General features: G+C 68.5%; 10 protein-coding genes. 3 read left to right on the top strand and 7 right to left on the bottom strand.

Annotated features, from left to right (window positions below):
* Positions 1 to 79: 79 nt before the first annotated feature.
* On the bottom strand, positions 80 to 3,076 hold the full coding sequence (locus ABZV38_RS29530) for a helicase-related protein (protein ID WP_356331493.1): 2,997 nt from the start codon (positions 3,074 to 3,076) through the stop codon (positions 80 to 82).
* A 158-nt stretch (positions 3,077 to 3,234) separates the two neighbouring features.
* Here ABZV38_RS29530 and ABZV38_RS29525 point away from each other — a divergent pair, with 158 nt between their 5' ends.
* Positions 3,235 to 5,823: a DEAD/DEAH box helicase gene (locus ABZV38_RS29525; protein ID WP_356331492.1), complete on the top strand. Its 2,589-nt coding sequence runs from the start codon at positions 3,235 to 3,237 to the stop codon at positions 5,821 to 5,823.
* A gap of 390 nt (positions 5,824 to 6,213) precedes the next feature.
* Positions 6,214 to 6,525 (top strand): DUF4253 domain-containing protein, encoded by a 312-nt coding sequence (locus ABZV38_RS29520; RefSeq protein ID WP_356331491.1) that lies wholly within the window; start codon positions 6,214 to 6,216, stop codon positions 6,523 to 6,525.
* Between the two features lie 329 nt (positions 6,526 to 6,854).
* Here the strand turns inward: ABZV38_RS29520 and ABZV38_RS29515 are convergent, their stop codons facing one another.
* From ABZV38_RS29515 to ABZV38_RS29495, 5 genes are all read right to left on the bottom strand, one after another.
* Positions 6,855 to 8,150: a TIGR02679 family protein gene (locus tag ABZV38_RS29515; RefSeq protein WP_356331490.1), complete on the bottom strand. Its 1,296-nt coding sequence runs from the start codon at positions 8,148 to 8,150 to the stop codon at positions 6,855 to 6,857.
* Positions 8,147 to 12,304, bottom strand: a complete 4,158-nt coding sequence (locus ABZV38_RS29510; protein WP_356331489.1) for a TIGR02680 family protein — start codon at positions 12,302 to 12,304, stop codon at positions 8,147 to 8,149. Before ABZV38_RS29510 ends, ABZV38_RS29515 begins: the two co-directional genes overlap by 4 nt.
* On the bottom strand, positions 12,301 to 13,614 hold the full coding sequence (locus tag ABZV38_RS29505) for a TIGR02678 family protein (RefSeq protein ID WP_356331488.1): 1,314 nt from the start codon (positions 13,612 to 13,614) through the stop codon (positions 12,301 to 12,303). The genes ABZV38_RS29510 and ABZV38_RS29505 overlap by 4 nt, the downstream gene beginning before the upstream one ends.
* On the bottom strand, positions 13,611 to 15,167 hold the full coding sequence (locus ABZV38_RS29500) for a TIGR02677 family protein (protein WP_356331486.1): 1,557 nt from the start codon (positions 15,165 to 15,167) through the stop codon (positions 13,611 to 13,613). The genes ABZV38_RS29505 and ABZV38_RS29500 overlap by 4 nt, the downstream gene beginning before the upstream one ends.
* Positions 15,168 to 15,288: 121 nt before the next feature.
* Positions 15,289 to 15,564 (bottom strand): hypothetical protein, encoded by a 276-nt coding sequence (locus ABZV38_RS29495; protein ID WP_356331485.1) that lies wholly within the window; start codon positions 15,562 to 15,564, stop codon positions 15,289 to 15,291.
* Between the two features lie 431 nt (positions 15,565 to 15,995).
* Here ABZV38_RS29495 and ABZV38_RS29490 point away from each other — a divergent pair, with 431 nt between their 5' ends.
* Positions 15,996 to 16,436, top strand: coding sequence for a hypothetical protein (locus ABZV38_RS29490; RefSeq protein WP_267006468.1), 441 nt, complete (start codon positions 15,996 to 15,998; stop codon positions 16,434 to 16,436).
* 640 nt (positions 16,437 to 17,076) lie between these two features.
* Here ABZV38_RS29490 and ABZV38_RS29485 read toward each other — a convergent pair.
* Entirely contained in the window at positions 17,077 to 17,304 is a 228-nt protein-coding gene (locus ABZV38_RS29485) for a hypothetical protein (protein WP_356331484.1), read from the bottom strand.
* Positions 17,305 to 17,896: the final 592 nt, after the last annotated feature.

Below are 17,896 nucleotides of genomic sequence, written 5' to 3'. Positions count from 1 at the left end.
GCTCGACCTGTTGCGGATCAGCCCGAATCGCATGACCGCCGCGCTTCACGCCCTCCTCGTGATCACACAAAAGCGATCTTCACTCGCGAGAGGATAGATCGGAAACGCTCAGCACAAGCGCCGCGGTGAGGATCTGCGGTGGCTTCGTCGACATCAGCTGCTGCTGGTCGAGCAGTGCGAGACGTTTTCGAAGCCGTACATCGAGCTCGACAGCCTTGCGGTGGAGGCTCTCGGAGGACTCCCTGGGCTTCTCGCCCCTCCGTTCCTTCTCGGAGGCCGCCGCAGCATCGAGGAGCAGCCGCTCGCTCTCCGAGGTCAGGCGCTTGGTCACCAGTTCCCGGGTCTTGATCAACTCTGCCAGGCGACGGGGCTGGACCTCGGCCAGGTATTCGGGAAGCTGGTTGGCGATGATCCAGCTGGTTGCCTTGTCTTCGGCGTCTGCAAGCCAGGCAAGTCCGCATGCGATGTCGGTCGCCGCGCCATTGGGAGCCGCGGCGCAGTCAAGGTAGGGCGCGGGGCCGGCCGGGTGCACGGTGCCGTGGCTGTCGACGTAGGCGTAGGCGAACCGTCGGGCCACCGACTCACCGGTGGCGTCCGCGACCTCTTCGACAACCCCGACGAGGAGGTGCGGTTCTTCGAGGGTGGCCGAGACAAGGACGGTGCCCTGGTTAAGAGCGCCCCCGAAGTTCCGGATGGTTTCGTCCATGACGGCGTCGTGCAGCGGGTGGCCGGGGGCGAGCAGGTCGGCGCGGGCGCGGTCGTCAGGCTGGACGTGGTTGAGGTCGAAGGTGACGCGGTCGTACTTGGTGGTAATCGGTCCGTTGCCTGCTGAGCGGATGTGCTGGGGCACGTTGGCTATCTCGTAACGCCCTTGTTCGCGCTTGACGATCCGACCACCGAGCCGGGTAAAGGCGTCCTGGAAGGTCGATTCGATGTGGTGCGACTGAAGACGTCGGGCGCGGGTTTCGTCCATCGCGGCGCGCAGGGCGCGAAGATCGGCATCCGAGAGGTGCTCCGAAGCGAGCGCACGCTCGTCCAGGAGGTTTTTGAGGCCGTCTCCGACGGTGGTGTCGATGACCTCGTACATCCTATCCTTGACATCTGGCTGCTCACCGTACTGGATGGCATCGAGCAACAAGTCTCGCAGCGGGGTCTCGGCGAACGCCTCTCCCAGGACATCGAAGACCTTCCCGCCGTACGTCTCGCGCATCTGGTCGAGCTTCTCCAGCAGGCGCGTGAAAACCTCGCCCTCGCGGGTGTTGGAGGCGACGAGGTTCCAGAGCCGGCAGACCTCCTCCTGGCCGATGCGGTGGATGCGGCCGAAGCGCTGCTCGATGCGGTTGGGGTTCCAGGGCAGGTCGTAGTTGACCATCAGGTGTGCGGCCTGCAGGTTGAGTCCCTCGCCGGCGGCGTCGGTGGCCAGCAGGATCTGAACGTCGCGGTTCTTGGTGAACTCCTCGGTGATCTGCCGCCGTTCAACCCGGCGTACGCCGCCGTGTATAGCCTTGACGGCATCGGGCTTGCCCAGAAGCGACCCGATCTTGCCCTGCAGGTATTGGAGGGTGTCGCGGTGCTCAGTGAAGATGATGAGCTTCCGAGGCCAGCCATTGGCGTCTGTCACCAGCGCGTGGTCCCGGAGGAGGGCGGACAGCTCGGTCCACTTGCGGTCCGTACCTGCTTCTCGGACCCGCTGCGCCGTCTTCACCAACGCCCTCAGCTCGATGAGCTCGACGTTGAGCTCCTCGACCGTCTGCGCCGCCGTCGCGGCATCGAGCAGTTCCTCCTCGGTCTCCTCGATCTCTTCGGCATTGAGGTCGCCATTGTCGAAGTCGGCGAGGTCGATGGTGGGCATGCTGTCGCGACAGGTACCGTTGAGGATCTCCTGCTTCTTGCGCTCCAGGCGCTCGGTACGCCGCACGAGGCTCTTGTAGATCGCCTCGGGGCTGGAGGCCAGGCGTCGCTGCAGAACGGTAAGCGCGAAACCGACAGTGTTCTTGCGTTTGCCACCGATGCGGTCGGCGCGGTTCATCCCCTCGCGGACATAGTGGGTGACGTCCTCGTAGAGGTCGTACTCGAGTGCCGTGAGTTCGTAGGGGACGGTCTCCGCGATGCGCTCGGGGAAGAGCTTCCTGCCCTCGAAGGTAAGCAGGTCTTCCTTGATCATGCGCCGCATGATCCCGCTGACGTCGGCGCTCCTCTTCTGCCTGCCCTCGAACCGGTCACGGTCCAGCAGGGTGAGGAAGAGCTGGAAGTCCTCCTCCTTTCCCGAGTGCGGGGTCGCCGTCATCAGGAGCAGGTGGCGAGTGATCTCGCCGAGTATCTCGCCAAGCTGGAACCGTTTGGTCTTCTCAACCTTGCCACCGAAGTAGTGGCCACCCATGCGGTGCGCCTCGTCAACGACGATCAGGTCCCACTCCGTCTCCTGGAGCTGCGCCTTCAGGTGCTCGTTACGAGAGAGCTGGTCCATGCGGGCGATCAGAAGCGGGTTGGTCTGGAAGACGTTGAGATTGAGCTGGGAGTCGACGAGCTGGTTCGTGAGCAGGTCGAAGCGGAGGCCGAACTTGAAGAAGAGCTCGTCCTGCCACTGATCGACCAGGCCTCCCGGAGCCACGATGAGGCACTGCTTGACGTCATCGCGCAGCAGGAGCTCCTTGATATAGAGCCCAGCCATGATGGTCTTCCCTGCGCCCGGATCGTCGGCGAGCAGGAAGCGCAGCGGTGTACGGGGCATGAGCTCGCCGTACACGGCGCGGATCTGGTGCGGGAGCGGCTGAACGTCGCTGGTCGCCACGGCGAGCATCGGGTCGAACAGGCCGGCCAGTGAGATCCGCTGAGCCTCGGCGACCAGCTTGAAGTCACTTGCGTTCGCGTCGAAGGCGCGGCTGCCGCTGTGGGCGACGCTCAGCTTGTCCTCGTCCTTTCGGAAGACGACCCGCTGGTCGAGGCCGCCCGCGGCGGTCTTGTAGGTCAGCTCGAGTGCGTTCGCACCGTGCCACTGGGCGGCGATGACCGTGACGACCTCCGCCGGTATGAGTCCGTCGATCCGCAGACCCGGCTTGAGCTCCTCGAGCAGCACGTACAGAACCTCCTGGTTGGCAACCTGCGAACGCTACTCGGACGTTCCGGCGGTTTCGTGGTCCCGTCGACTTCGTCAACCGGGGTCGCTAATCTTCGCAGAGGTCATGCGAGTCGGCGGGGGCAATGGAACGAGAAGAACGTCAGCACCTTCGTGGTGTGGTGGAGGACGTCAGCGGGTGGCGCAAGCTCGCGGCGGGGATCGTCGAGGAACGTGAGCCCGTCGAGGCAGCGGCGGAAAACGCCGCCAGGCAGTTCCTCGGCCGAGTGGCTTCTCTCGGGACCGGAGCCACCACCGCATGGCGCGTACTGCAGGTCTCGCCGTCCGATGTCGGCCTGGTGACCTCCCTGGCCTGCCGTCAGGCTCTTCCGGCGCTCACGGCGAATGCCCAGCAGGGCATCCACCAGTTGACCAACGACGTCGGCCGGGCGCTGACGGCCGTCCGGGCGCTGTTCGGTGCCCGCCGGATATTGTCGGGCAAGAGCCGCAAGGATGAAGCAGGGCAAGCTGCGACATACCTGAAATCCCTCCACGAGTGGGCTGCGAGCACCCAACTCGTAACCGAGTTGGAAAGCCTGGCAGCATGGGACAGGAAGGCTGTCCCCGCAATCGGGCTCTCGGCCATCCTCGATGACACGGTCGGCTTCGCCCCGCGCCTCGGCGGCCGAGCCGAACTCGTCGGGCGGCATGAACTGGCCGACGCCAAGACCGCGATCAGCGCGATCGATCAGGCCCTGCAGCGCGAGGACGAGTTCAGAACGGCAGTCAATGCCGCCGGCAATGCCGTCCGTCAGGCCGAGGCTCGCAAGCTGGTCGCCGAAATGCCCGTCGAGCGGCTCAAGGACGCAACCAACGGCCAACTGCGCATCACGGCGCTGATCGATGCCGGAATCAGGAACGTGCAGCAGGTCCTCGACCAGAAATCACGGATTCGATCGCTCCCCGGAGTCGGTGAGACGACGGGCAACCGGATGGTCGGCGCCGCGCGGACCATCTTGCAGACCACGCTGGACGAGATGCCGGTCCGGATCGACATCAAGAACCGATCCCGCGCCACCACGAAGCTCCTCAAGGCGATGCTGGCTTGGGACGCGGCACGCTCGATCCGCAGCGCGACAGCGGACCTCGCCGCCGCCGACGCGGTACGACCGCTCCTCCAGAGTCTTGATCCCCGGACCTCCCACGTGGTTCTTGTCCCCCAGGCCCGGACCGTCGCCGAGTTGCGTACCGCGCTGGCGGCCGTCGAGCGCCGCGGGGCGGTGCTCAACGGTGGGGACGACGCCGCAGGCGGTGATCCTTGGGAGGATTTCATCGCCCGCCCGGCCGACTACTACGCGATGCTCGCGGAGCGCGGATTCCTGGCTGACGACGCCGAGAAGAGCCAAGGCGACCTACCGACCGAAATCGTCGAGGCGGTCAGGGAACTCAAGCTCGACACCAGCCATCTGAAAGTGTCCCTGCGTGGGTACCAGTCATTCGGTGCCCGCTTCGCGATCGTGCAACGGAAGGTCATCATCGGCGACGAGATGGGTCTGGGAAAGACGGTCGAATCACTCGCCGTACTCGCCCACTTGCGCGCCAAGGGCTCCTCCCACTTCCTGGTCGTGTGCCCAGCCGCCGTCGTGACCAACTGGGTGCGCGAAGTCCAGGCCAAGTCCGATCTGCGCGCGTATCGCCTGCACGGGCCCGGTCGCGACGACGCACTGAAGTCCTGGATCCGCAACGGTGGAGTCGCGGTCACCACCTACGACACCCTCGGTTGGCTGGAAGGCCGGATCCCCGAACGCGCCGAACCCGCATGCCTGGTGTTCGACGAAGCGCACTACATCAAGAATCCGGACGCCCAGCGAACCCGACGCTCCACGGCCCTCATCCACACATCGGAGCGAGCAGTCCTCCTGACCGGCACCCCGCTGGAGAACCGGATCGAGGAATTCCGCAATCTCGTCGGCTACCTCCGGCCAGACCTGTCGATCAGTGCCTCGGAAATCGCTCCTCGCCAGTTCCGGAAGCAGGTGGCCCCGGCCTACCTGCGACGCAATCAGGAAGACGTCCTCACCGAGCTCCCGGAGCGGTTCGAAGTCGACGAGTGGATGCCGATGTCCAGCGCGGACGAGCAGCACTACCGAGCGGCTGTCATCGAGGGCAACTTCATGGCCATGCGCCAGGCCGCGCTACGCGCCGGCGCCAAGTCCGAGAAGATGCAGCGCCTCATCGACATCGTCCAGGAGGCAGAGGACAACGAGCGCAAGGTGCTGGTCTTCTCGTACTTCCGTGACGTCCTCGACGAAGTGGCGTCGGTCCTTCCGGGAAAAGTGTTCGGGCCACTTACCGGCTCCGTACCCGCCGCGAGGCGACAGAGCATGGTCGACGAGTTCTCCCAAGCCCGCCATGGGGCCGTCCTCGTCGCGCAGATCGTGGCAGGCGGCGTCGGTCTGAACATTCAGTCGGCATCGGTCGTCGTGATCTGCGAGCCCCAGCTCAAGCCGACGACCGAATGGCAAGCCATCGGCCGCTCCCACAGGATGGGGCAGCTGGAGTCGGTACAAGTACACCGCCTGCTCTCCGAAGAAGGCATCGACCAGCGCATCATTGAGATCCTGGCGCGCAAGAACCAACTCTTCGCGGAGTTTGCCCGCGTCTCCGAAACCGCCGACAGCGCCCCGGAAGCGTTCGATATCACGGACGCTGAGCTGGCGCGGGAGATCGTGGCGGCCGAGCGCGAACGCCTACTCACGGGCGGCTGACGGACGCGAGACACGGAGCCGACTGCGGTCGGCCGACCCAGGCGCCCTCATCTCTCTGACCGCCGCCAGAGCCACACTCCTCAACTTCTGCTCGGAAGGCCGCCATGAGCTGGGACGTGCTCCACTTCCACCTGCCCGACGACGTCACCTCGGTGCACGAGATCCCCGCTGACCACTCCCCGGACCCGCTCGGCCGGCGACACGATGCACTCGCGACTGTCACCCAGGCCGTTCCCGAAGCTGATCTCTCGGACCCCACCTGGGGCGAACTTTCCGGCCCCACTCGGTCAATCGAACTCAACATCGGCCCATAAGACCCAGTGGGCTCGATTATGCTCCACATCCGCGGCTCCGGCGACGACGTGCTGACACCCGCCTTCCGTCTGGCCGTTGACAATCGCCGCAGCGTCCCGTGCCGAGGCGCCGACGCCCGCGGACTGGGCCCGACCCTGCAACTACGACAACGACACCGCGAAGTTCTCCGCGGTCGTCCGCGACTGGGAACACCGGTTCGGCGCCCGTCCCGTCGCGGTCGGCTTTTCCACGCTGCACCTCAGCATCGGCGCGCCACCGGCGAACGAGCACGAGGCTATCCTGATCACGGCCGAGCACTTCGCCTTCTGCCCGGACAACATCTGGCAGGGCAGCAGGCCGTACATACTGCCCGCATACGCCGAGCGGATCACCGGGGCCCATCGCTGAGACTTCTGGTAGGACTGATCCGCCCCTCACTTCAGCAAACGATCACTCGGCAGCAGGCAGCGATCTTCAAGGGCTTCACGCATACCCCGTCAGCGATACTCGTGAACACCCAAGGCACCCAACCTGCATCCCCGCAACACGCTCCACGGGTTGTATAGGTTGCTAACCCTCGACTCCACCAACCTCCGTTAAGACAACCGTCAAGGTACTCGATCGCACCTTCCACGTGATGCGTCATCGAAAGATGTCGCGCAGAGCGGGAGCGAACATAGTTGCAGGTCAGCGCGGGTATACGGCCGCTCCGAGCACCCTTTCGGGCGTCTGGAGCGTCACAAACGGCCAGAGGAGCACTCCGGCCGCGCCGTAGCAGCGAGGTCTTCCAACAGCACATCGGCCACCAGCTCCTCGACCATGGCGATGCCGTGCTCCGCCATTACTTCAGCCAGCTCGGGATCCCACGGCGCTTCGGTAATGCGCCCGGGGTGAGGGCCGCGCGCGTTGCAGGCGACCGCGGCTCGGTAGTCCCCTGCCGTCATACGCCAGGGGTGCGCCCCCGTCTTGTCCAAGACGTATGCGGCGATGCGGATGCCCTCGCCATCGAAGTCACCGTGGTAACGAAGAGCGGCACCCCGGTCGACGAGTAGGCGCAGGAGCTGGATCGCGGCGCTGTTGGGCCAGCCGGACGTGCAGACGAGCGGCGGGCAGTCGGGGCCGAAGCGGCGAAGGGCGAGGGCCAAGATGCTGGGGTTCTCCACCACGTGGACGACGTGTGGGGCAAGGGCGGCGGGCAAGGTGAGCTCACCCGGGTTCCGGACGTGGGCGAGGGTCAGGCTGGCTGCCTGACCTGCCTCGGTGCACAGGCGGGCCACACGGGCAAGCAGGCCGTCGCCGACGAGGCGCAGTCCGCCGACGACGACGGTGGCGGACAGCTCGTCATCTGCGACGCCCGCTTGGGTCCACAGGGCGCGCCGTTCCGCTGCGGACTGCGGTGGAGTAGCGTCGTACAGGGTCGCTAGGGCGCGCAGGACGAGCGTGGAGAGAGGTGTGCCGTCGTCGAGAGCGTGCGCGTGGCCGTTCAGAACCCGGGCGGCGAAGACGGGCAAGGGTTCGGCCTGACCGGGGAGTTCGGCGAGCACCCTGAGCGCATCGGTGAGCAGCGTACGGGTACGTTCCGCCGAGCCGCCGACCAGGCCAGCGGCCCGACAGGAAGCGGCCCAATTGGCGAACACCGGCTGCGCCCGTAGCGTGTCATGACCGGCCAGCCAGGCCCACAGCCCTGAGCGTTCGTCGTCCTGGCGGCGCCGCTCGCCGGCTCTGTCGCCGAGCGGTCCGACGAGTGCGGTGACGACCTCTGGGACGGTACGGCCGGAGAGTTCGGTGACGGCTTCCTCCAAGCGGGCCAGAGCAACGGAGGGGCGGGGGTCCGGCAGGCGGTCGAGGCCGAGAAGATCGGCGAGGGCCTCCCGCTGGGGCTCGTCCAGCGGCCCGAGGCGTACACGCGCGACGGGGCGGCCAGAAGAGAGACGGTCGTGGACCGTCTGCCAGAGGGGGCGGAGTTCGGGGCGGCGCAGGGTGGCTTCGCCCGGTGCCGGTTCTGTGGCGGTCGTGGCGTCCGCGGCCGTCATTCCGCCTCCATGCCGGTGCCGTTCCAGACGAAGCGCGCGCTGGTGACGGCTTCGTCGTTGCCATCGGTGAGGAGTTGGTGGACGGCGATACCGGGCAGCTCGCGGTAGGTGCCCCACTCGTGGTCGGAGGTGATCATGAGGTCCAGGTCGAGTGCGGCGAGCAGGGCGAAGATTTGTCCTCGGTTGACGGTGTCGACGCCGACGAAGACCTCGTCGAGCAGGATCAGACGGGGCCCCAGGGGCACGTCCTCGTAGTGGGCGGCGACGGCGGCGAACAGCGGCAGGTGCAGGGCGATGGCCTTCTCCCCTCCCGAGAGAGCACCGTGCAGGCGCTTGGTCAGCGGCTGCCAGCCGTTTCCGTCCGCCCGGTCGAGACGGACGGTGAAGCTGTGCCAGGCGGTGTAGTCGAGCACCTCACCGAGGTGCTCCTCCCAGCTCGCGGCCGTGTCGCTGTTCTTGGCCTCCTCGATGCGGCCGCGGAAGAAGGCGTGCAGGGCCTCCCGGTCGGACTCGGTGACCCGGCCGGGGTCCTTCAGGAGCAGCTGGCGGGCAGTGCGGGTGCTGTCGGGGAGGTCTGGGCGGACGTCCCAGACGAGCTGGACCGCGACGTTGGAGGCGGTACGGACCCGCTCCAAGTGCCCGTTCATGTGCGCGACGAGTTCGCCGGCCCGGCGGATTCGGGCGGCGAGGTGACGACGGATGTCACCGGTAAGGATCTGGTCGAAGAGACGCCGCTCTGCGGTGCTGATGTCGCCACGGCTGCGGTCGCGTTCCTGGGTGAGCGTGGTGAGCAGGCCGGTCGCTCCGACGCGTACGCCATCCAGGGTGGCGGTGAAGAGCTGGACGTCATCGTCGGGCTCCAGAGCCAGGTCGGCACGGACACCAAGGTGTCCACGGGCCTCGTGGACGGCTTCGGAGAGGCGGGTCGCGGCGTCGCCGAGGTTCCGTAGCGCGTGCGGGAGCCCGGGCCACTGGGCCGCGGTGGCGCGGGCGGCCTCCAGAGTGGCCTTGGTGCCGTCCCCGAAGTCGAGTTCCGGTGCGATTCCGGCGTCCTCGGCCAGGCCGACGAGGCACAGGTGCCGGAACCGGTGTGCCGCGCCGTCCCGGGCCGCGACGGCCTTCTCCCGTCGCTCGGCGTCCTGGCTGCTCGTGGCTTTCAGTTCTCCGATGTGCCCTTCCAGGTCCACGAGGAGACGGTTCGCCCGCCGGGCGTCGTCCCGGCAGCGGTCCCGTTCGGCGCGCGCCTCCGCGACGCGAGCGACGATCTGTCGGTAGTCCTCTCCGACGGTCGCCTCCACCGCTTGCAGGCGCGCCGTCATCCCGACAGCCTTCGCCTCGGCGACGGCCGCGTCCCCGGCACTCTCGTCCGCGATGCGGCGGGACCGGTCTGCCTGCGTGGCCGTCTGCCGAGCCCGCTCGGCGGCGGTAGCCGCTGTAAGACGGGCATCGACCCAGCTGTCGGCGAGGTCGCGGAACCTCTCGATGTCGCCGGAGAGGCTCCGCAACCGGTCGCGGTCAGTGGGCAGTCCGTGTTCTGCCGCCCGGCGGCTCAGCATGCGCAGCGCGTCGGCCACCTCTGTCTCGCGCCGGGCGAGGTGCATGGTCGCGTCGCGTACGACCTCGTCCCTGGCGGCCACCACCTCCTCGGCCCGGTCCCAGTCCCGTCGGCGCGCGTCGAGTTCTCGGTGGTCGGGCCGGGCGGCCTGGTCAGCGTCCAGCCGGGCGGCTCGGGCATCGAGCTCGTACAGCTGGTCGTCGAGGGCAGCGAGGGCGGCGTCCGTCTCCTCGATACGCCCGGTCAGTTCGGCGATCCTGCGTTGCCGGGTCCGCTGCCGGGCGAGAGCACCGATGAAGGCGGGTTCCGGCTTGCTCCAGGTCCCGGTGGCCGGACCCAGGCGCCAGGCTCCTCCGGCGGAAACGGCAGCCTGGTGGCCGCTGGGAAGGGTGGTGCCGTAAGCAACGCCGACAAGGATTCGGGTCACGGTGTCGGCCGGTACGGGGATGTTCGCCTCTGGCCGCAGCACGTCGAGCAGGCTGAGCCCCGGGGCGGCTGCGGCCAGGGCGGCCTCGACACGGGTGTCGTGACCCGGCAGCGTGATCCCTTCAGAAGGGCTGACCCACGCATCAAGGAGACCCGAGGCCTCCAGTGCGGCTTCTACCGCTGCCTGGACGGCGACCGGAACGCCTTCGTGGAAGGCCACCAGCCGCCACAATGGTGCTCCCGCCGCCGTTGTGCGGACGGTGGTGCGAGTGAGCGGAGCGGGCGGCGGAAGGTCGCTCTCGCCGCTGAGCCGACGCACCTCCTCGTCAAGCCTGTCCCGCTCCTCCCCCAGACCTCGGTGTGCGGCTCGTACACCGACTCGCGCCGTGGTGATCCCCTGGTCCAGCGGTCGCGCGGCGGCATCGACCAACGCGCGCACATCTGCTTCGACCGCCGCCTTGGCCGCCAGTTCGCCGGGATCGGCGATGCTCAGCTCCGTGCAGTCCGCAGCCCAGGCCAGCAGCCGTTCCGCCTGCCCGGCGACGGCGTCGTCCCAGGCTCCGGCGGTCTCGTCCCTGTGAACGATCGCCTCCCCGAGCCTGGTGCGTGCCTCGTCCAGCAGGCCCTCAGCAGTGCCCCGGTCGCGCACCGCGCGGTCGTGCTCCTCGATCGCCTCGGTGATGTGGGTGACCTGCTCGCGTCGGGCGGTGACCGCGCCCCGGAGCAGTCGGCGGGCCCGGCGGGCTGCGTCCTCTCCCGGCGTACGAGCGATGGCACCGGAATTCTCGGGTCGTCGGCCGCCTGTCCCGTTCCCCAGGCCGTCGCTGAGAGGCGCCGCCGGTTTCACGTCGAGAATCGCCTCCACTTCGTGGTGGACGGATTCCATGCCCGAGGCCCGGGCCGACCGGTGTGCTTCGTCCGCGGCTTCACGCGCGTGCTCGTCGAAGGTGCGGGCGTGCCCCGCTGTCTCGTCGGCGAGCTTCCGGTCCTCCTCCGCTCCGGTCCTGGCGGACCGAGCGGTCATATGCCGCTCCTTGGCGGCTGCGACCAGGTCTGCGGTGTCGCGGCGGAGTCGGTCGAGCTCCTCCCCCTTCTGGTACGCGTCGCTCTCACGCAGTCCCTCGACGGTCTCGTCCAGGACGTGTGCCCGCAGCTCCTGTTCGTCGCGCAGGATCTGGGTCGACTCGCGTTCCGCGAGCGCCTCGTCGAGTTCCTCATCGCTCTGGCGGGCGGCGCGGGTGAGGTCGTCCATGTCGGTCGTCGCGGAGATCAGTCCGGCCGCACCGGCGCGCAGTACCCGGCGGGCGTAGGCGCGCTGCCGGGATGCGACGGTCTCGGCCGCTGCTACTTCGGCGTCGAGCCGGTCGAGGTGGTCGCGTTGCCGGTCCAGACGCTCGAAGCCCTCGGCGAGCTCGGTGATCTCTCCCTCACCGAGCGGGGGCAGGGCGCGGGACAGCAGGGTGGACAGCAGGGAAGGGTCGAGTCGTTCGGACAGCTTGGGCTGGCGCAGCTGGAGCAGCGCGGAGAGCAGCGATTCGTACCGCTGCTCCGCCATGCCTGCGAAGAGCGCGCGCCGGACAGCGGTGCGGTAGTCGGTGGCTGACGGGTACACCTCGCCTTGGTCGCGAAGAGCTTCGGCGAGAGCGGCCTTGGTCGGGGGCTGCCCCGCCTCGTTGACGAGTGGTACGCCGTCGGGGTGGGCGATCCGGGAGCCGGTGGTGAAGTACTCAGCGTGTGCCGTACTGGTGTGCACGCTCGCGTGCAGGCGAGCACCGCAGCCGAACCACTGTTCGGCGCCGTCGTCACCGACGCGGCGGAACTCCATCCACACGTACCCCACGCGCGTCTTGCCGGAGGCTCCCGCACCCAGCATGTTCCAGTGCATGGTTCGTTCCGAACCGCCGAACGTGGACAGGCGGTTGGGACGGAGGCTGGCGTCGAAGAGGAAGGGGAGCAGCAGTTCCAGGGCCTTGGACTTGCCGGAGCCGTTCTGACCACGCAGCAGCAGACGCCCCTGGTGGAAGGTGAAGGTCTCGTCGTAGTAGCGCCAGACGTTGAGGATGCCCGCGCGGTGGGGCTGCCAGCGGCTGCGGGTGGCGTCCGGCTCTCGAGCGGGCGGCAGCTCGGTGCTCTCCTCGGGTCGCCGCTGGAGGGGAAGCTCTGTCACGTTCACTGCGTGTCTCCTTCCGCGGCGACGCCGCTGGAAGCGGTAGTGCCTTCCGGGTCACTCTTCGGGCCCGGGCTCGTGGTCTCCGTCAGGCGGTAGCGGTATGCGGCCGGTCGTGCGACGACGCGGCCCCAAGCTCTGTCGGCCAGGCCGACGTCGAGCAGGACGCGTACGGCGTCGTCGGCCAGCCGTGCCGGACCATCCTCGGACTGGTACGCCTTGGCCCAGCCCGGGTAGCGACGCAGCTGATCGGCCCCGGCCTCGGCCAGTTGCTCGGACAGCAACCCTGCGGGAGTTGCGCAGAGTGGTTCGAGGAGAAGCAACGCGGCAACACGGGCGGTGGAAGTGTCGTCTGGGAAGCGGACGTCGGTGGCGATACCGTCCGGATCGACGAGGAGGAAGCCCTCGGCCCGTTCTTCCAAGAGGAAGCCGGCTTGTTCGACCGAGCGGCGCAGGATCTGGCGGCCGGTCAGGGAGGTGACGTACGCGAGCTCGTCCTCGGCAAGGTCGGCCCGGTACAGCACGGGGTCGTCGAAGAGGCGGCGGAGCACCGAGTGGCGTAGTTTCAGGTTGCGTTGGGCGTCCGTGGTGGCGCCCTCACCGGGCGACTCGTCGGCCGTCCCGTCGACGGCCGTGCCGCCGTAGCGGCGCTCCCGCACCAGGCCGGTGAGGAGGTCCTCGAACCGTGCGGGCACCTGGTCCGGGGGCACTGCGAGCCGGGAGGCGCCGACGGGCGCGGCCGGCAGCCGCATCAGCAGCGTGTTGTCCACCCGGTAGAGCACCTTCGCCTCCGCGGAGTCGGCGTACGCCTCGGTCGACCCGTCCACGGCGCGCAGCACGTCGTACGACTCCAGCAGCTTCAGGACGTCGACGAAAGCCATCCGCTCCGGCCGGTGCACCGGGTCGAATGCCGGGAGTGCTCGGTCGGCCGCCGTTGCCTGGACGACGCGGTCGGCGAGCATGCCGATGGTCGTCATCGGCATCAAGAGCAGCTCGGCCGCTGTGACGCAGAGCAGTACGTAGCGCCGACGGTCGAAGGGGGCCCGACCGGACCGTGCTCTGCGCGCCGGGCGGGAGCCGTCGGGATTCGCGCGGATCTTGGTGAGGCGGGCATACCCGCGACGGGGCTCCACGACCAGGCTCCAGCCGCACGTGTAGTCGAACCAACGAGCCAGCGGGTCACGACGACGTCGTACCAGTTCGAAACCGGTCGGGTCGGCGGCCTCGGTGAGCAGTGGACGGGCCAGGAGGAGGCGGATGGCACGGGCGACCTCCTCCCGTTCCGCGGAAGCCAGTTGGTTGGCGAGCGTGCTCATCCGGCCGTCTCCTGTCCCATGGCGGCGCGGACCGCCGGGAAAGCGGTCGCTCCGCCCGCGGTCATGATGTGGACGACGTAGTCCGGGCCTGCCAGAGTCCCCTTCGCGGTGTGCAATACGGCGGTACGCGCGTCGGGGGGCGGCGACAGCGCGACCTCCACCCTGCCGTCCCCGGTCGTGGCCCGGCGCAGACCGCCCGCGTCCGACGGGGCGTCCAGGGCCCGGCCCAACAGGTCCAGCAGGTGGTCGAAGACCGCCGGGTCCAGTGCGCCGAAGGAGGAGAGCCGCACAGGTCCGTCCGTCTCCAGCGCCTGCCAGGCGCGCGCGAGTTCCACCCGCTCCGCACGAGCCCGCTCGGCACGCTCGGCCCTCACGGCCGCCACGTCCCTCACTTTGCCGGTGCGCGTGAAGCGCTCCGTCCGTCCACTGGTCCGCAGCAGCGCCGACACCTCCACCGGCGGCGCCTCGGACCAGGAACGGGACGAGGAGATCAGCTCCGGGTCGGGGTGGGCGAGGTGGGCGTGGCGCGCCGATCCAAGACCGAAGGCCGTCGACCACAGCCGGTGCAGGTCGTCCTCCTCGGGAGCCGCCGCGAACCAGCGCGCCAGCTCCCGGAAGTCCTGTACCGCGCTGGAGGAGCGGCGCCGGGACTCGTTGATCCGCTCCAGGACCTGCAGGAGGGAGACGATGGCGCGCCGGGCGATGTCGTGCAGCTGCTCGATCCGGGGGCGCGTCCCGTCGTCCGGCAGGAACCAGGCCCGCAGGCCCGACCAGCGCGCCCGCCGGCTCTCCAGCCAGCCGGCCGCTGGGTCCTCCCCCGGCACCGGTGGTAGCTCTGCCCCCCGCAGGGCCCGCTGGCGCAGCACCGCGATGCCCTGCTCCTCCACGCGGGCCACGGCTGCAGCGACCGTCTCGCCGCGCCGGTCGAGATTGACCAGGAACTCCTGGAGGTACGCGACGGTGGCGGCCTTGACCTCACGGAACACGTCCAGGTCCACGCCCTCGGCGCGCAGGAGCCGCTGCAGCTGACCGTTGAAGGCCTTGGTGTTCTCCACCAGGGCCTCCAGATGGCCCTCCAGCTCCCGAACGGTGCTGAAGATCCGGCGGTCGGCCGCGGCGGGTTCACCGGACAGCACGGTCAGCTCGTCGAGCCGATCGGTGATCGCCTCGAGCACTGCGGTCTGCAGCGCCCCCGTCGAGGCCAGCACCTCCAGGGCGTGTCGCAGCCCTGCCAGCGCGGCCTCGCCCCGGCGGGTCAGCGAGTAGTGCAGGTTGCGCCGCTCATACTCCTCGGCCGTGCGGTAGTTCTCGGCGTGGTTGTGGACCACATCGAGGAGTTCCCACCCCACCAGCCGTTTCAGCGTGTCATGCAGTTCCTCGTCCTCGAGGTCCGCGATCCAGCCCACCGCACGCAGCCGCTCGCGTACGCCGTCGAGCGCGAGCGTGGTCTCCAGGTGTTCGCCTGCCACGCCGAAGGCCTCGAGGACGGCCCCGTTCAGGTCGGACTTCTCCCCCGTGGTGAACCGGAACATCTCCGGCGGAACCCTGCGCATGCTTGTACGTCCCCTTCCTCTGCCGCCACCCCTGCGGCACTTCGGTCCCTACGGTAGGGGGCAGCTCCGAATCCCGGTCTCGTGTCGTTGTCGTCACTGTGAAGGCTGTCATGGCCGGGGGCTACTCCGTGCTCTCGAACGGGTAGACAAGGCTCTGCGCGCCCCGGATGCCGGAGACCAGCACGTTGCCGCTCGGCCGGTAGGGCAGGTGCTTCAGCGGCTCCAGGATGATCTGTACGGTGACCGGCGCCGTTCCCGCCTCCAGGCCGGAGACGACCACGAGGAAGAAGGCGTCGCTCTCGATCGCCCGCTGGAACTCCGCGGGGGTGAGTTGGATCGTGTCCGGCTTGGCACCGCCGTACGTCTTGAGTTCGTAGAACCGGGCCAGCTCGTCCACCGCGTCCGCGCCCGGGCCGTGCTGGGGCCCTCAGGTCGCGCAGCTCGGTCTCGTCCAGCGCCAGAGCCCTGCGCACGAGGTCCAGCGCCGCCTTCTCCTGCTCCACGGTCGTGTAGGGACGTGCGGAGGTGCGCTGTTGAGGGGCGGCCGAGCCGGACCGGGGCTGTGGCAGGCCCGACGTGCCCTTCTTCGGGACCAGTGCCGGTCGCGGGCCCGGCCTCGGGCTGTGGTGCCGTGAGGTTCCCTCGATGCCTTGAGGCCCTCGGGCCCACCGCCCCGGTACCTTGGTGGGCCATCAACGTATCGGCATTCACACAGGTCAAAGCATCGGTGACGCTGGTTACCAGGCGTTGCAGCATTGTTGGCCGGTGTTAAGACTTTGCCGGGGCCCTGGTGCGCGGGGTGGCGGCCGGGCAGGCTACTTTGCTCGGATGAGTCTCCTTGATGATGTGGCCGAGCGCGACGGCTGGCGGTGCTGGGTGTGTGACGAAGCGGTCGACCCCGACGAGTCGGTGAACGACCCGCGGGGGCCCAGCGTCGACAGCCGGACTGCCGACCGGAAGGCCAAGGTCGCCGAGCGGCTCGCGCACCGCGGATGCAACACCCGCAAGGGCGCGGTCAAGGTGGTCATCGCCTGGCCGGACCGCCTGTACGTGGTCGAACCCGCGCCGCTGATCACCGTTGCCGGGAGGCTGGAGCGCAAGGGGGGACGCGAGATGGTGGGCCGTTGTCCGACCAGGCGGGACGCCCAAGAGGCGGCGGATTGGCTGGTGGACCGGTTCTCCCGACTGGTACCGGGGCTGCCGGTGACCGCCGACATCGAGCCGGGCGGCGGCCAGTTCCTCGTCATCCTGGCCACCGGCCGCCGCTGACCAGGGATCACCAGCGCACACTCGCGTCGAGCCGAACCGTCGGCCCACACCGACCTGTCCTGGCACGAGCTGACCCACATTGCTCGCCTGTGCCCAGCTACGGGTCGATGTCGCCGGTTGCCGCAGCCATGACGGGGGCCGAACCGGAAACACAGCGCGTGCTCCGCGGCCTGGATCCGCTCCCGCTCATCGGCCGGGATGTGGCTCTCCTCCCAGGCCCACGCGGCCTGGAGCACGTCCCGCTCCCGCCGCCACTCCTTCACGCCGAGACCCACGCCCTGTACGACAAGGGCGTCGGCATCGACCGTATCGCCAGCCAACTTCCCGTCGGGGCGTTTGCCGTCGGGGCGTTTGTGCAGCCAGCCGCGGTCAGCCAGCTTCCTCAGCTTCCCGCGCAGCGGCTGATGCAGCCCTCACCGCGCTGCCTCACCCTGACTAGAGCCGAAGAGCGTCGGTCAGCACTGGGAGCCCTCTGGGACATTCTGGGACTTCCGGCCGCGTCAACGAGCACGAGCGTGAAACAGCCGAGAGGCCATCTGCGCAGGTCAGCGGCGCGAATCCGCCCAGCGTCCCAGGTCACAGGGCCGCCCGGTCCCTTCCGCGACATCTGCCCCCGAAGCCAGGAGCGCTGCGTTCAGCGTCACCTGCCTTCGACGCTTCGGAATTTCCTCCGGGCAGCGATACGCAAGGATCTGAACTCGTTGTACAGTCGGTCGGCGGCCGATTCCGCCTTCATGGCGTTGTAGCGCCGAGCGGTGTTGTTCCGAAGGGCTTCAGCGGCCGCGTTGTCGATCAGCTCGCCCCATTCCCAGTCCACCGTGAACTCGCCGGGAGATCGCTCGTACCAGGCCGTGAGAACACGCAGCATCGCCCTGAAAGCCGATGTCTCCCAAGGGCGCGCTGGTGCGCGGAAGGAGTGTGTCCTCCAGCCACACCTCGGCCAGGTCCACCGTCAGGTCTCCTGATTCACGTGGAAAGCCTCGCTGGGCGTCTTCGACGATCGCGTGGGCGCCGATGTCATCCATGATGTGTGCACGGATGGCGTGTTCGCGCCGACTGTGGAAGTGCGGCCAGAGCAATTCTCGATCTGGATCGCGAGCCGAGGTAGAGGTGCCCGGGGGTTCTCTGTTCTGGATCTCCTTCAACTCGGCCCGAAGCCCGCGCATGGCGCTGAGGTATATCCGACCGTCGCGGACAGCCGGTTTGTCGGGGAGATTGTGGCCAGATGCCAGGTCTTCGACGGTGACGCTCCATGTGCCGCTGTCGGCCGGCTGATCGCCGGGAGCGGACGCATCTGCTGGCAGTATTGTCTCGGGATCCCCCCATCCAGGCCGAGCGTATGCCCGAGCGTCTCGACCAGGCCAACGCTAGTCCCATCCTCCGCACATGACCGGTTCGGATGAACTGATGATGTGGCCGGTACCTCGGCGGGATGTGGCTCGTTGGGTTCGACGTGCCGA

Origin of the sequence: Streptomyces sp. NPDC005181 (genome assembly GCF_040608395.1) — a bacterium.
Taxonomy (GTDB): domain Bacteria; phylum Actinomycetota; class Actinomycetes; order Streptomycetales; family Streptomycetaceae; genus Streptomyces.
The sequence above is the reverse complement of the archived record's forward strand: the minus strand, read 5'-3'. Positions and strand labels throughout refer to the sequence as shown.